The sequence below is a fragment of the Actinomycetospora chibensis genome (genome assembly GCF_028737215.1).
GTDB lineage: Bacteria > Actinomycetota > Actinomycetes > Mycobacteriales > Pseudonocardiaceae > Actinomycetospora > Actinomycetospora chibensis.
In genome coordinates this window covers 45,289-58,445 of sequence record NZ_JAQZAM010000016.1, presented here as the reverse complement: position 1 = coordinate 58,445, position 13,157 = coordinate 45,289, and the positions used below count along the sequence as shown (strand labels likewise).

The window sequence follows — 13,157 nt, the reverse complement described above, 5'->3', positions numbered from 1 at the left end:
CTCGTCCGATCGGGCGACGGGGGCCACCGACTCTCTGCCCTGAGCCGCGCGGGCCCGATCATCCGGGCATGGCCTTCGTCGTCGGCTTCCTGCCCTGGATCGTCTACTGGGTCCTCGTCGGCAACGTCCCGTTCCAGCTCGCGGTGCTGGTCGCGGTGCCCGTCTCCGGGCTGGCGCTGCTGGTCGGGCGACTCCGGCACGCACCGGGCCGGACGCTCGACACCGGCACGCTCGTGGTCTTCGTCGTCCTGGCGGTCCTCGCGTTCGTGGTCCCGGACGACGTGCTCGAGCGCTGGCTGCAGCCGCTGGGCAACGCCGGGCTGCTGGCCGTCGTGCTCGCGGGGCTCGCCCTCGGGCGCCCGTTCGTCCTGGACTACGCGACGCCGACCGTCGACGCCGTCACGGCCCGCACCGACGGGTTCCGCGCGATCACCACGGCGATGACCTGGATGTGGGCCGGGCTGTTCGCACTGATGACGCTGCTCTCGGCGATCCCCCCGATCGTCGACGGGTCGGCCACCATGCTGGATTCGACCGACACCCTGTCGATCCTCTGCTACTGGGTGGCGCCGTTCGTCCTGCTCGGGCTGGGCGGCACGATCTCGGGGGCGTTCCCGCCGTGGTTCGCGTCGCGGTCGGCGGAGGTCGACGCCCGCTCCGCCGGTGACCCGGCGCCCGTGGCCCAGGGCACCCCGCCGCCCGACGCGGCCGACGGGCTGGAGATCGACCTCGCCGCCGACCGGCGCCACGACGAGCCGTTCGACCTCGTCGTGCGTGGCGCCGACGGGCCCGTCGAGCTCGAGGTCGAGGGCACCGACCTCGTGGGCCGCGCGTGGCGCTCGCGTGCGACGCTGCCCGCCGGCGCCGACGGCGTCGTCGACCCGGACCGGGCCACCCCCACCGGCGGCGACTGGGACGCCCCCGACGGCGACGCCCCGATCTGGGCGATGCGCTGCGTCGACGCGCCCGACGGCTTGTCGGGCGGCGGGGACCCGACGCCCTCGATGTTCGTCCCGCCGGCCGAGCCGTGGCAGGTCACGGTGCGTGCCCGCTCGGGCGGGCGGTCCGCGACGCGCACCGTCCGGCGGCACGCGGCCGGTCCCGGCGTGCGGATCGAGACCGTGCACCTCGGTGGCCGCGTCGCCCACCTCGCGCTCCCCGCCGACGCGGCCGCCGGTGACCGGCTGGCCGCGGTCGCGTGCTTCGGCGGCTCCGAGGGCGGGTCGGACTCCCAGATCGGGCTCGCGGCGGCGCTGGCCTCGCGGGGTCTGGTGGCGCTCGCGGCCTCGTGGATCACCGAGGAGGACGCCGCGACGGCGATCCGGGAGGTGCCGCTGGAACGGTTCGCGGAGGCGTTCGACCTCCTCGCGGGCCACGCCGCGGTCGACCCGGGGCGGGTGGGCGCGACGGCGATCTCGCGCGGCTCCGAGGGGGTCCTCGCCGCCGCGGCCGCGGGGCTCGTCCACCCGACCGCGCTCGTGCTCGTCAGCCCGAGCAGCGTCACGTGGCAGGCGGTCGGCGGCGGCGGCGAGGTGCCCGGCACCCCCTCCTGGACGCTGCGCGGCGCCCCGCTGCCGTGGCAGCCCCTCCCCAGCGGGGTGCTGATGGGGCAGCTCGTGCGCCATGCCCTGAGCGTCCGGCGCGACGTCGCGGCGCACCGGCCGACCCTCCTGCGACTGCGTCCGGCCTACGAGGCGGGCCTCGCGCGGGACACGATCGACGGGGCCGACGCGGCCATCGCGGCCGAGAACGTCGCCTGTCCCCTGCTCGTCCTCACCGGCGAGGACGACGCGCTCTGGCCCTCCGGCCCGATGGCGCGGACCCTGCTGGCGCGTCGCGCCCGCGTCGACGACCAGCACCACGCCTTCCCCGGCGCCGGGCACCTGATCCGGTGCGCGCTGCTGCCCACCGAGGCGCCGTGGAGCGGGGGCATCGCGTTCGGCGGGACACGGCCCGGGCTGGCGGCCGCACAGAAGGAGGCGACGGACCTGGTGGCCGCGTTCCTCGTCCAGTACACCGGCGCCACCGCGCGCGCCTGAGGTCAGCGCCGGCGACGCGCCTCGTCGGCGGCCTCCGCCAGCTCGAGGGCCTCGGCCTTGCGCTGCGCCGCCTCGCGCTCGGCGGCGACGGCCTCGGTCTCCTCGGCCACCCGCGTGCGGTGGGCCTCCTTCGCGTGCTCGTCGGCGCGCTCCTGCGCCTTCTGCTCGTCGCGCCGGGCCTGTTCCTTGCGCTGCTGCTCGCGCTCCTCGGCCTCCTGCGCGCGCTGCCGGCGCTCCTGCTCCAGCTGCTGCTTCTGCTCCTGCGCCTGGTTCCGCACCTGCTCGCGGGCCTGCTGGTCCTCCTCGCGCCGGCGCTGCAGCCGGTCGTCGGCGACCTCGCGCCGCGCGTCCGCCGCCCGGTCCCGCTCCGCGGCCTCGGTGCGCTGCTGCACCCGGGCCTCCTTCACGTGACCCTGCGCGGCCAGCTCCGGGTCGCCGAGCAGCGAGCCCAGCAGCCCGCGCACCGTCGCCTCGACGCTGTCGAGGGCGAGGGTCGGCCCCCATTCACGGTTGTTGCCGTTCCCGGTCACCTGCGCGAGCAGGTCGACCGGCACGCGCGCCGCGCCGAAGCCCAGCGACACGATCGTCCGCGGCACCGCGGCCACCGGATTGGTCATCTCAGGACTCCTCGACGTTCTCGAGCGCGGCCGCGTCGCGACGGGCCCGCTCGGCTCGGACTTCCTCGTCCTGCGCGCGCTCCTCGGCGGCGGCGCGCTCGTGCACCGCATCCACCTCGTCGCGACGCAGGTCCTGCTCGCGGGCCTGCGCGACCTGCTCGGTGGCCTGCCGGCGCACCGCGGTGTCGCGGGCCGCCTGCTGCTGCTCGGCCTGCCGGTCCTGCTCGGCGCGCTCCTCCCGCGCGGCGGCGGCGTCCTCGGCCGCCAGGCGCTCGCGCTCGACGCGGAGCTCCTCCTCGCGGGCGGTGGCCTCGGCCTCCTCGCGCTTCTGCGCGGCGAACTCGTCGGCGCGCCGTGCCTCCTTCGCCGCGTCCGCCTTCTCCTGCTGGAGCTCGCCCTCGGCGCGCAGGTCCTGGTTGTCGGTGATCGCTCCGGCCGCCTGCTTGGCGGCGCCGGCGATGCGCTGACCCGCGCGGGTCGCCTTCGTGGACTCGCTGGGGTCGGCCATGGGCTTCCTCCTGCTCGAACGACGCCAACGGCGCTGACGAGCGGTGGTACCCACTGGACCGAGAGGACGATCCTCCCGGTGCGCCCCTCGGTGAACTCCTACGTGAGTTCCGCGCGCAGCAGCGCCGCTCCGGCGGCGAGCGCGCGCATCTTGCCCTCGGCCGAGTCGCGCGGCAGGTACTTCAGCCCGCAGTCGGGGGCGAGGACGACCTGCTCCGGCGGGAGCAGCTCGAGGGCGCGACGAGCGCGGCCGGCGACGGTCTCGGCCGTCTCCACCGCCGGGTCGGACAGGTCGAGCACCCCGAGGATGATCGTCTTGTCGGTGAGGTCGCGCAGCACCCCGAGGTCGAGCCCGGACTGCGCGGTCTCGATCGAGATCTGCTGGACCGGGCTGCCCGCGAGCTCGGGCAGGAACGAGTACCCCTCGGGCCGCTCGTGGATGATCGCGGCGTAACCGAAGCAGATGTGCACCGCCGTGGTGCCGGTGACGCCGTCGAGCGCGGCGTTCAGCGCCGCCAGCCCGTAGGCCCGCGCGGCCTCGGGACGAGCCTGCATGTACGGCTCGTCGATCTGCACGACGTCCGCCCCGGCGGCGAAGAGGTCGCGGACCTCGGCGTTCACCACCGCGGCGTACGCCATCGCCGCGGCCTCCGGGTCGCCGTAGTGGTCGTCCTGGGCCTGCTGGGACATCGTGAACGGGCCGGGCACGGTCATCTTGATCGTGTGGTCGGTCGCCGCGCGCAGGAAGCGCAGGTCGTCGACCTGGATCGGCTTCGGCCGCTCGATCGGGCCGGTGATGCGCGGGACCGGGTTCGGGTGCCCGCTGCGGTCGAGCGCGCTGCCCGGATTGTCGACGTCGACGCCGTCGAGGGCCGTCGCGAAGTGGTTCGAGTAGCTCTCGCGACGGATCTCGCCGTCGGTGACGACGTCCAGGCCCGCGTCCTCCTGGGCCTTGATCGCCAGGAGCGTGGCGTCGTCCTGGGCCTGCGCGAGGAACTCCGGGGCGACCCGCCACAGCTCCTTGGCCCGCACCCGCGGCGGGAAGCGCCCCGCGAGCTTGGCGCGGTCGATGAGCCAGTCGGGCTGGGCGTAGCTGCCGACCAGCGACGTCGGCAGCAGGGGCAGGGTCGGCACGGGGGCTCCTCGGGGGTGTCGGTCAGGCGGCCGGCTGCAGCACGAAGTCGTACGCGGCCTCGCACCACGGGACGTCGCAGTGCCCGCCGTCGGGCGTGGGGCCCGGCTCGCGCTCGGTGAAGGTCACGACCAGCTCCCGCTTGACGCCGAAGACGACGTCGCTGTCGAGGTACTGCGCCCCCTCCCGGAAGAGGTGCGTGATCAGCGGCTCGAAGCCGGGCACGTTGAGCAGGAAGTGCACGTGGGCGGGCCGGTAGTGGCTGATGTCGGTCTTCGAGATGAGGGTGCCGACCGGGCCGTCCATGGGGATCGCGTACCCGAGCGGGGCGATCGTGCGGACGCAGTACGTGCCGTCCTCGCGGGCGGTGTACTTCCCGCGCAGACGCGCCTCGTCGACGTCGAGCTGCGACTCGTAGGCGCCGTCGGAGTCCGCCTGCCAGACGTCGAGCACCGCGCCGGGGATCGGCGTCCCGTCGAGCGCGCGCACCGTGCCGTGGACGTAGAGCGGGGTGCCCGGCAGGCCCTGGGACATGTCCGCGCCGTAGCCCAGCTCCGGTGAGCCCTCGATGTGGAACGGGCCGAGCACGGTGGCGGGCGTCGCGCCCTCGGCGAAGCGGTGGTTCTGCTGCACGACCAGCATCGACAGGCCGAGCACGTCGGAGGTGAGGATGAACTCCTCGCGCTTGTCGTCGCTGATCTGCCCGACGTCGGTGAGCCAGCGCACCGCCGCCATCCACTCCGCCTCGGTGAGCCGGGTCTCGCGCGCGAACGCGTGGAGGTGGCGGACGAGGGCGCTCATCAGCTCCGCGGTGCGCGGGTCGTGGGCCGTGCCCCAGCGGGCCGCGGCGAGATCGGTGATCGTGTCCTCGGTGACGACGACGGGGGTGACCGGGTGCGCCATCGCGCCCTCCTGGTGGCTTAGAGGTCGGCAGGCTTGTAGGGATCAGGATCCGTCGGGCGGTTGTTGCGGTCCACCGACAGGAAGATGTCGTTCGCGACGGGGTGGCGCAGTTCCTCGGCGAGCTGGCCGATGAGTCCCGCGGTGCGGGCCAGCAGCGCGAAGGCGCGCAGCAGCTCGAGCGGCAGGCCGAGGTCGGCGAGCGCCGCCCCGCACACCCCGGCGCCGTTGAGCGGCAGGGTCTTGCCGAGCACCTGGGGGTGCACCCGCCCGATCGCGGCGAACAGCGCCAGGTGCGGGCCGAACAGGCCCTCCTCGGTCGCGATCTCCATGAGCCGCGGCGTGCGCGGGTCGCCGTCCTTGTGGACGTGGTGGCCGAGGCCGGGGACGAACCTCCCGGCCGCCCGCTGCGCCGTCACGGTCTCCAGGGCGAGGGCGTCCCAGCCGGCGTCGTCGGTGGGGATCGTGTTCTCGACGAGCACCGCGTGCAGGAACCGCCCGCAGTCCTCGGTGACGCCGAGGAACCGCGAGCCTCCGGCCAGCAGACCCGCGGCCAGTGCGCCCTGCACGGAGTCGGGCGCGGACAGGAGGGCGAGCCTGCTGATGATCGCGGTGGGCGTGTAGCCGTGGTCGGCGAGCGCCGCGAGCACCGCCTCGAACACCCGCGTCTCCCCGGGCGTCGGGCGCCGCTGGGTCGCGAGCCAGAACGCGAGCTCGCCGAACGAGACCTCGCCCATGACGTCGCGGGCGAGGTCGTGCCCGAGCAGCGTGATCTCGTCCTTGGAGGCCGCACCCAGAGCAGTCGGATACAGGGCCGTCGGGTGTTCGGTCATGCCTGCCCCTCCGGTGTCGTCAACCAGCGACGCAGCTCCGCGCCGTGCTCGTCGAGCTCCGGCGGCGGAAGCTCGTAGACCGCCGGCGTGCCGGAGAAGCGGATCGGGTTGCGGGTGGTGGGCACCGCGCGCTCCCCCTCCCCGACGCTGACGATCGGGTCGAGACCGAAGCGCTCGGCGATGGCGAAGCCGCCGGCAACGGAGTTGATCGGCCCGCACGGCACCCCGGCGTCGACGAGGAGGTCGAACCACTCCTCCGCGCCCTTCGCCGAGAGCGCCTCGATCAGGATCGGGCGCAGCTCCTCGCGGTGCTCGGTGCGGTCGGCGTTGCGCAGGAACCGCGGGTCGTCGGCCAGCTCGGGCAGCCCGAGCACGACGACCAGCTTGCGGAACAGGCCGTCGTTGGCGGCGGCGACGATGAGGTCGTTGTCGGCGGTCGGCAGCGGCTCGTAGGGCACGACGCTGGGGTGGGCGTTGCCCATCCGCGTGGGGACGACGCCGCCCGCGGCGTAGGCCGAGCTCTGGTTGACCATCCCCGACATCGCCGAGCCGAGCAGGCTGACCTCGACGTGCTGGCCCTTCCCCGTCGCGTCGCGGTGGCGCAGCGCGGCCAGGATGCCGATGAGCGCGTCCTTGCCCGCCATCACGTCGAAGATCGAGATGCCCGCGCGGAAGGGCGGGCCGTCGGGGGCGCCGGTGAGGCTCATCAGGCCGGACACCGCCTGGACCATGAGGTCGTAGCCCGGCACGTGCCCGCCGCCTGTGGACCCGAAGCCCGAGATCGAGGCGTAGACGAGCCCCGGGTTGTCGGCCGCGACGGACTCGTAGTCCAGCCCGTACTTGGCCATGCCGCCCGGGCGCAGGTTCTCGATGAGGACATCGGCGCGGCGGGCGAGCTCCTTGCCCAGCGCGACGTCCTCGGCGTCGCGCAGATCGAGCGCGATCGAGCGCTTCCCGCGGTTGATCCCGAGGTAGTAGGTCGACGTCTCGTCGCGCTTCGGCGGCATCCAGGTGCGCGTCTCGTCGCCCTGCGGCGACTCGACCTTGATCACCTCGGCACCCAGGTCCGCCAGCAGCATCGTCGCGTAGGGCCCGGCCAGCACCCGCGAGAAGTCGGCCACCACCAGCCCGGCCAGCGGCCCGCCGCCGATCCCCTCGGAGTGGTCCTCCGACGCCATCCTCACGCCCTCCGTCCGCCAGCCGGACACCTGTCCGTCGAAGCGGAGCCTGCTCGCCGTGGGCGAGATCGTCAAGGCCGTGAGGCGAGAAGGACCAGCAGGGCCGCCGCCGCGTCCACCTCGTCGACGGCCACCTCGTGGTCCCGTCCGGGCTGGACCCGCAGCTCGGGCGCGGCCCCGCGCGCACGCAGCTCGGCGACCAGCTCCTCGGTGTGCGCGAGCGGCACCCATGGGTCCGCATCACCGTTGGTGACCAGCACCGGGAGCCCGCGCAGGGGCAGGCGGTCCGACGCCGACGGGGGCAGCGACCGGTCGGTGCCGGGCGGACCGAACGCGGCGCCGGTCCAGACCACCGCACCCGCCCAGCGACGGGGCCTGCGCAGCAGGTGGTCGGCGACGAGGCACTTCGCCGACCTCGTCGCCGCACACGGCGACCGCACCCTCGCGGCCGGCCAGGGCACGCGGCCGGGCCGGGCGCGCGCCGTCGACGGCGGGTACCTGCTGTCCGGCTCGGGGTCGTTCGCCTCGGGGCTGCACCACGCCACGCACATCCACACCGCGGCGATGGTCGACACCGGCGAGGTGCGGGTCTTCACCCTGCCCAAGGAGCAGGTCTCGATCGTCGACGACTGGGACGTCATGGGGCTGCGGGCCACCGGCAGCGTCGACTACCGCTGCGAGGACGTCTTCGTCCCGGCCGAGTACACCTACGTCGCGACCACCACCGAACCGCGGCTCGGCGGGGCGGTGTTCCGGCTGGGACTGGCGAACTTCGCCAGCCTCCAGCACGTCGGCTGGGCCCTCGGCGTCGGCCGGCGCCTGCTCGACGAGATGCAGGCGGTGGCGACGGCGAGGACCGGCACGCGCAACGCCGGCGTCGACACCGCCGAGTTCCACGCCGACTACGCCCGCGCGGAGGCGACGCTGCGCTCGGCCCGCGCCTGGAACATGGAGGTATGGGCCGACGTCGAGGCCACCCTCGACCGCGGTGAGCACCTCACCGCCGACCAGGAGACGCTCCTGCGGCTCGCCCTGCACACCGCGACGACCGCGGCCCAGGACGTCGGGCGGACCGTCTACCAGTGGGCGGGCACGACTGCGCTGCGCAGCGGGGACCTCAACCGCGTCTTCCGCGACCTGCACGGCGGGACCCAGCACGTCACGTCCGGACCGGCCGTCCGGCACGGGTGCGGGCGCCGCCTGGCGGGGCTGGCGCCCGGCGCGACGTGGGTGTTCCTGGACCTGGTGGATCCGGCCTCCTGAGCCGGGGGCTCACGACGCCGGGGCGGTGACCCGCGGCAGCCTCTCCCGGCTCGCGAAGTCGGCGGAGATGTCGCCCGCGGCCTGCAGCAGCAGGGGCAGGTGGTGCTCGACGAGGTGGGCCACCGAGGTCTCGGCGGCGTGGCAGTTGACGTTGACCCCGGCGATCACGCGGCCCTCGCCGTCGCGCAGGGGTGCGGCCACCGAGCGGATGCCCGGCGCCAGCTGCTCGTCTGTGAGCGCCCAGCCACGGGCGCGCACCTCGCGCAGCGCGGCGTCGCGCTCCTCGCGGTCGGGGCGCCAGCGCGCCGTCAGACCGGAGCGGGTGGGCTCGGCGAGGATGCGCTCGAGCTCGTCGGGCGCCAGGGCGGCGAGCTGCACCTTGCCCAGCGACGTCGGCAGCGCGGGGAAGCGCGTTCCGATCTGCACGGTCAGCGACACGATCTTCGGGACGGCCACGCGCGCGACGTAGACGATGTCGGAGCCGTCGAGCTGCGCGACCGAGCACGACTCGCCGGTGCGCTCCACCAGGCGTTCGAGGTGCGGGCGCGCGATGTCCCACAGGCCCAGCGCGTCGACGTAGGCCACGCCGAGGTCGAGTACCCGGGGCGTCAGGGTGAAGCCGCGCTCGCCGGCGCGGACGTACCCCAGCTCGGCGAGGGTGAGCAGGATGCGTCGCGCCGTGGGGCGCGCGAGCCCGGTCGTGGCGGCCACCTCGGCGAGCGTCATCACCGGGCGCCCGGCCTTGAACGCCGTGATCACGTCCAGGCCGCGCGCGAGGGCCTCGATGAAGTCCGGGCCCGCTCCGTCCCGTGGCACTCCCACCACCCTCCTCGAGGTCCGGGTGGCGGGAGCGTAACCGCATGTCCGCCTGGCGGACAGCACCCGCCGATCCCGGTCACCGGGTCGCGCGCGTCAGGTCGTTGACAGCTGGACCATCGCTGGACGACAGTGACCCACATCATCTGACCGTCTGCCGGACATCCGTCCGCGAGTGGCAGGAGCCCGTCCATGAGCCAGCCCGAGCGGCGCCCCGTCGTCCTGCGCGGCGGCACCGTGCTCACCGTCGACACCGGGCACACCGTGCTCGAGGGCCACGACGTGCTCGTCGTCGACGACCGCATCGCCGGCGTCGGGGTCGGCCTCGAGGTGCCGGCGGGCACCGAGGAGATCGACGCGCGCGGCGGCATCGTGATGCCGGGCATGGTCGACACCCACCGGCACATGTGGCAGACGGCCATGCGCGGCTACGGCGCCGACTGGACGCTCACGCAGTACTTCGTCTGGTACTACCTCGAGCACGGGCGCAAGTTCCGCCCGCAGGACGTGCACGCGGGCAACCTGGTCGCCGCCATCGAGGCGATCGACGCCGGCGTCACCACCTGCGTCGACTGGTCGCACGGGTTGCAGACCACCCAGCACGCCGACGCCGCCGTCGACGCCCTCGCCGCCGTGCCCGGCCGCTTCCTGCTCGCCTACGGCAACATCCAGGACGCCCCCGCGAACTGGACGGGGACCTCCGAGCTCCGCGACTTCCTCGACCGGCGCCGCAGCGACGTCGAGGGCTTCCAGCTCGCGTTCGACGTCACCGGCGATCCGTCGTTCCCGGAGAAGCCGGCGTTCGAGGTCGCCCGCGACCTCGGCCTCCCGGTGACCACCCACGCCGGCGTCTGGGGCGCGACCAACGACGACGGCATCCGCCTCATGTACGAGCACGGCTTCATGGCGCCGGAGACGATCTACGTCCACGCGGCGACGCTGTCCGCCGACTCGTACCACCGGATCGCGGCCACCGGCGGCTCGGTGTCGGTGTCCACCGAGAGCGAGCAGAGCGCCGGACAGGGCTACCCGCCCACCTGGGCCCTGCGCAGCCACGACATCCCGGTGTCCCTGTCGATGGACACCTCGGTGTGGTGGTCGGGCGACCTGTTCACCGCGATGCGCACCACCCTCGGCGCCGACCGCTCCCGCGAGCATCTCGAGGCCCACGCCCGCGGCGAGACCGTCACCCACGCCGCGCTGCGCGCCGAGCACGTGGTCGACATGGCCACCCGCGGCGGCGCGCGGGCCCTCGGGCGCGAGGCCGACCTCGGCAGCGTCGAGGTGGGCAAGAAGGCCGACCTCGTGCTGATCCGCAACGAGCACTCGCCGGTGAGCTTCCCGATCCTGCACCCGCACGGGCACGTCGCGTTCCAGGCCCAGCGCGGCGACGTCGAGGCCGTGCTCGTCGACGGCCGCGTCGTCAAGCGCGACCACCGTCTCGTCGGGGTCGACCTGGGCGCCGCACGGCGCGCGGTGGAGGAGACCGTCGACCACCTGCGCGGCGAGCTCGGCGAGGACGACTGGCGCCAGGGCATGAACCCCGACATCCCCGAGACGAAGATCCTCGACAACCCCTACCAGTACACGGACTACCGCTCCGCGGCGACGCACGGCGCCTGACCCCCGCAGAGCGCCGACGCGCGCGACTGCCTCCGTGCCGGGACCCGGGGCGGGGCCGCCGTGTCATTTCCGGGTCTCATTCCGGGTCGACGCCCGCGTAGGCGTGGGCGAACCAGCGCCGCAGCAGCGGGTCGTGCTGCAGCGTCGACACCCAGCCCTCGCGCAGGCCGAGCCCGAAGCCGTCGCGGTCGTCCCCGGCGCCGGGCGGGGCGGTGATGACGCGCAGGAACCAGTCGGAGAACGCCTCGGTCCGCCAGATCACCGGCAGGCGGGTGTCGCTGTAGCGCGCGGTGCGGGTGCCGTCGCGCTGCGGTCCGTACTGCTCGATCAGCCCATGGGCGAGCTCGACGGCGTCGCCGAGCGCGAGGTTCATGCCCTTGCCACCGGCGGGGGTGATCAGGTGCGCGGCGTCGCCGACGAGGAACACCCGCCCGTGCTGCATCGGCGTCGTCACCCGGACCCGCAGGTCGAGGACGTCGACCTCGGGTAGCTCGACGTCGCCGAGGTCCGCGCCGAGGCGCCGGCCCAGCTCCTCGCGCAGCCGCGGGGCGGGCCAGTCGGCGGCGGTGTCGCCGGCCGGCACCTCGAGGTAGAGCCGGGTGACGTCGGGCAGCCGGCGCATGTGCGCGGCGTAGCCCCGCGGGTGGGCGGCGTAGATGGTGTGGTCGACCAGGGGCGGCATCGCGGCGCTGATCACGAGGAAGCGCATGGGGTGGTGGCGGTCGTGGACGCTCAGGTGCCCCCGCAGGGAGCGCGCCACCGCGCTGCCCGCGCCGTCGCAGCCGACGACGGTGTCGGCGAGGATCTCCAGCGGGCCGTCCGGACCGGTCACCGACAGCCGCGCACCGTCGGCGTCCTGCTCGACGGCCGTGACCCGGTGCTCGAACAGGACCGAGCCGCCCTCGTCGAGGAAGGAGGCCGCCACCCGCGCGACCAGCTCGTGCTGCGGGAAGACGTAGTGCGGGCGGCCGCCGGTGATCTCGGCGTAGTCGACGACGACCGACTCGTCGGCCGTCCGGAACTCGCAGCGCCGGTTCTCGGCCGCGAACGGCAGGACCGTGTCGCCGAGGCCCTCCGCGGTGAGCATCTGCACCGTCCGGTACTCGACGATGCCGGCCTTCGGCAGGAGGCCGAGCTCGGTCTGCGGCTGGGACTCGACGACCGTCGTCGCCACCCCCGCCCGCTGCAGGAGCCAGGCGAGCACCAGCCCCGCGGGGCCGGCGCCGACGACGACCACGTCCGTACGCACAGGGACACCCTCGCTCCCACCGCCGCCCCGGCGCAGCGCGACTCCCGGGGAGCGGGAGGTTCGGCGATCACCGAAGCGACGCCGACCTAGCGTGTCGTCATGGCTTCCCCCCTCTCTGACGCGGCTCAGGCCCGCGCAGAGCGCTTCGCGGCGGCGCACGAGCAGCTCTTCCTGCTGCCCAACGCGTGGGACGCGGGGAGCGCCAGGGTCCTTGCCGCCCGCCCCGGCACGGTCGCCATCGCGACGTCGAGCGCGGCCGTCGCCGCCACGGCGGGTCTCGCCGACGGCGAGCGGATGGGACGGGACGCAGCGATCGCCGGCGCGGCTGCCGTCATCGAGGCGGTCGCCGCCGAGGACGTGCCCGTGACCGTCGACCTGGAAGCGGGCTTCGGCGCGACCCCGGAGGAGGTGCACGGGACCGTCTCGCGCACCGTCCTCGCCGGCGCGAGCGGGGTGAACATCGAGGACACCGACCCCGCGACCGGCCGGCTCCGCGACGTCGGCATGCAGGCGGAGATCGTCGCCGCGGCAGCGTCCGCGATCCGCGAGCTGTCGTCGGTGGCGGTGCTGAACGCGCGCACCGACGTCTTCTGGACCCCCGAGGGCCGGTCGGCCGAACGCCTCGGACTCGCCCTCGACCGCCTCGAGCGCTACCGCGCGGCCGGGGCCACATGCCTGTTCGTGCCGGGCATTCAGCGCACGGGGAACGAGCTGGGCTCGGTCGCGGACCTCGTCGGCGCGCTGGTCGGCGCCTGCGACGGCGTCCCCGTGAACCTGTTGGCCTCCCGCGACCTGGGGCTCGGGCTCGACGAGCTCGCGGCCCTCGGGGTGCGCCGGATCAGCTTCGGCTCCTCGCTCTACCGAGCCGCCCTCGCCCGCGCCCTCGCGATCGTCGCGGACACCACCGCCGGGCGCGGGTGGGGCGCGCTCGCGGGGGCCGACGAGCTCCCCTACGCCCGGCTGGTCGCGCTCATGACCGAGGGCGACGGGTGACCACGGC

At 74.7% G+C, this 13,157-nt stretch carries 13 protein-coding genes; 4 read left to right on the top strand and 9 right to left on the bottom strand.

The annotated features are described in order from the left end of the window. The first annotated feature begins 68 nt into the window (after nt 1–68). Entirely contained in the window at nt 69–2,039 is a 1,971-nt protein-coding gene (locus PH189_RS22950; protein WP_274191157.1) for an acyl-CoA thioesterase/bile acid-CoA:amino acid N-acyltransferase family protein, read from the top strand. Nucleotides 2,040–2,041: 2 nt separating this feature from the next. Here the strand turns inward: PH189_RS22950 and PH189_RS22945 are convergent, their stop codons facing one another. The 7 genes from PH189_RS22945 to PH189_RS22915 all read right to left on the bottom strand — a co-directional run bounded on the left by PH189_RS22945 (nt 2,042) and on the right by PH189_RS22915 (nt 7,559). After that, the gene (locus PH189_RS22945) at nt 2,042–2,656 is read right to left on the bottom strand and encodes a hypothetical protein (RefSeq protein WP_274191156.1); all 615 of its coding nucleotides are present in this window, start codon (nt 2,654–2,656) and stop codon (nt 2,042–2,044) included. A gap of 1 nt (nt 2,657) precedes the next feature. Further along, nucleotides 2,658–3,164 (bottom strand): hypothetical protein, encoded by a 507-nt coding sequence (locus tag PH189_RS22940; RefSeq protein WP_274191155.1) that lies wholly within the window; start codon nt 3,162–3,164, stop codon nt 2,658–2,660. Nucleotides 3,165–3,262: 98 nt separating this feature from the next. Continuing rightward, complete coding sequence (locus PH189_RS22935) at nt 3,263–4,297, bottom strand: 5-methyltetrahydropteroyltriglutamate--homocysteine methyltransferase (RefSeq protein WP_274191154.1); 1,035 nt, start codon at nt 4,295–4,297, stop codon at nt 3,263–3,265. Between the two features lie 22 nt (nt 4,298–4,319). Beyond that, entirely contained in the window at nt 4,320–5,198 is an 879-nt protein-coding gene (locus PH189_RS22930) for a dioxygenase family protein (RefSeq protein ID WP_274191153.1), read from the bottom strand. A gap of 17 nt (nt 5,199–5,215) precedes the next feature. Further along, on the bottom strand, nt 5,216–6,028 hold the full coding sequence (locus PH189_RS22925) for a citryl-CoA lyase (RefSeq protein ID WP_274191152.1): 813 nt from the start codon (nt 6,026–6,028) through the stop codon (nt 5,216–5,218). Beyond that, the gene (locus PH189_RS22920) at nt 6,025–7,206 is read right to left on the bottom strand and encodes a CaiB/BaiF CoA transferase family protein (RefSeq protein ID WP_274191151.1); all 1,182 of its coding nucleotides are present in this window, start codon (nt 7,204–7,206) and stop codon (nt 6,025–6,027) included. The genes PH189_RS22925 and PH189_RS22920 overlap by 4 nt, the downstream gene beginning before the upstream one ends. Before the next feature lie 71 nt (nt 7,207–7,277). After that, nucleotides 7,278–7,559 carry a prolyl oligopeptidase family serine peptidase gene (locus PH189_RS22915; RefSeq protein ID WP_274191150.1) on the bottom strand — a complete coding sequence of 94 codons (282 nt, stop codon included), beginning with the start codon at nt 7,557–7,559 and terminating at the stop codon, nt 7,278–7,280. Here PH189_RS22915 and PH189_RS22910 point away from each other — a divergent pair. After that, nucleotides 7,522–8,469: an acyl-CoA dehydrogenase family protein gene (locus PH189_RS22910; RefSeq protein WP_274191149.1), complete on the top strand. Its 948-nt coding sequence runs from the start codon at nt 7,522–7,524 to the stop codon at nt 8,467–8,469. The genes PH189_RS22915 and PH189_RS22910 overlap by 38 nt on opposite strands. Before the next feature lie 9 nt (nt 8,470–8,478). On the opposite strand, the gene PH189_RS22905 is transcribed toward PH189_RS22910, so the two are convergent. Then, nucleotides 8,479–9,285, bottom strand: a complete 807-nt coding sequence (locus PH189_RS22905) for an IclR family transcriptional regulator domain-containing protein (protein WP_274191148.1) — start codon at nt 9,283–9,285, stop codon at nt 8,479–8,481. Between the two features lie 192 nt (nt 9,286–9,477). Here PH189_RS22905 and PH189_RS22900 point away from each other — a divergent pair, with 192 nt between their 5' ends. After that, entirely contained in the window at nt 9,478–10,908 is a 1,431-nt protein-coding gene (locus tag PH189_RS22900) for an amidohydrolase family protein (protein ID WP_274191147.1), read from the top strand. Between the two features lie 76 nt (nt 10,909–10,984). On the opposite strand, the gene PH189_RS22895 is transcribed toward PH189_RS22900, so the two are convergent. Continuing rightward, on the bottom strand, nt 10,985–12,157 hold the full coding sequence (locus PH189_RS22895) for an FAD-dependent monooxygenase (RefSeq protein ID WP_274191146.1): 1,173 nt from the start codon (nt 12,155–12,157) through the stop codon (nt 10,985–10,987). Between the two features lie 99 nt (nt 12,158–12,256). Between PH189_RS22895 and PH189_RS22890 the strand changes: the two genes are divergently transcribed. After that, nucleotides 12,257–13,150, top strand: coding sequence for an isocitrate lyase/phosphoenolpyruvate mutase family protein (locus PH189_RS22890; RefSeq protein ID WP_274191145.1), 894 nt, complete (start codon nt 12,257–12,259; stop codon nt 13,148–13,150). The last annotated feature ends 7 nt before the right edge of the window (nt 13,151–13,157 follow it).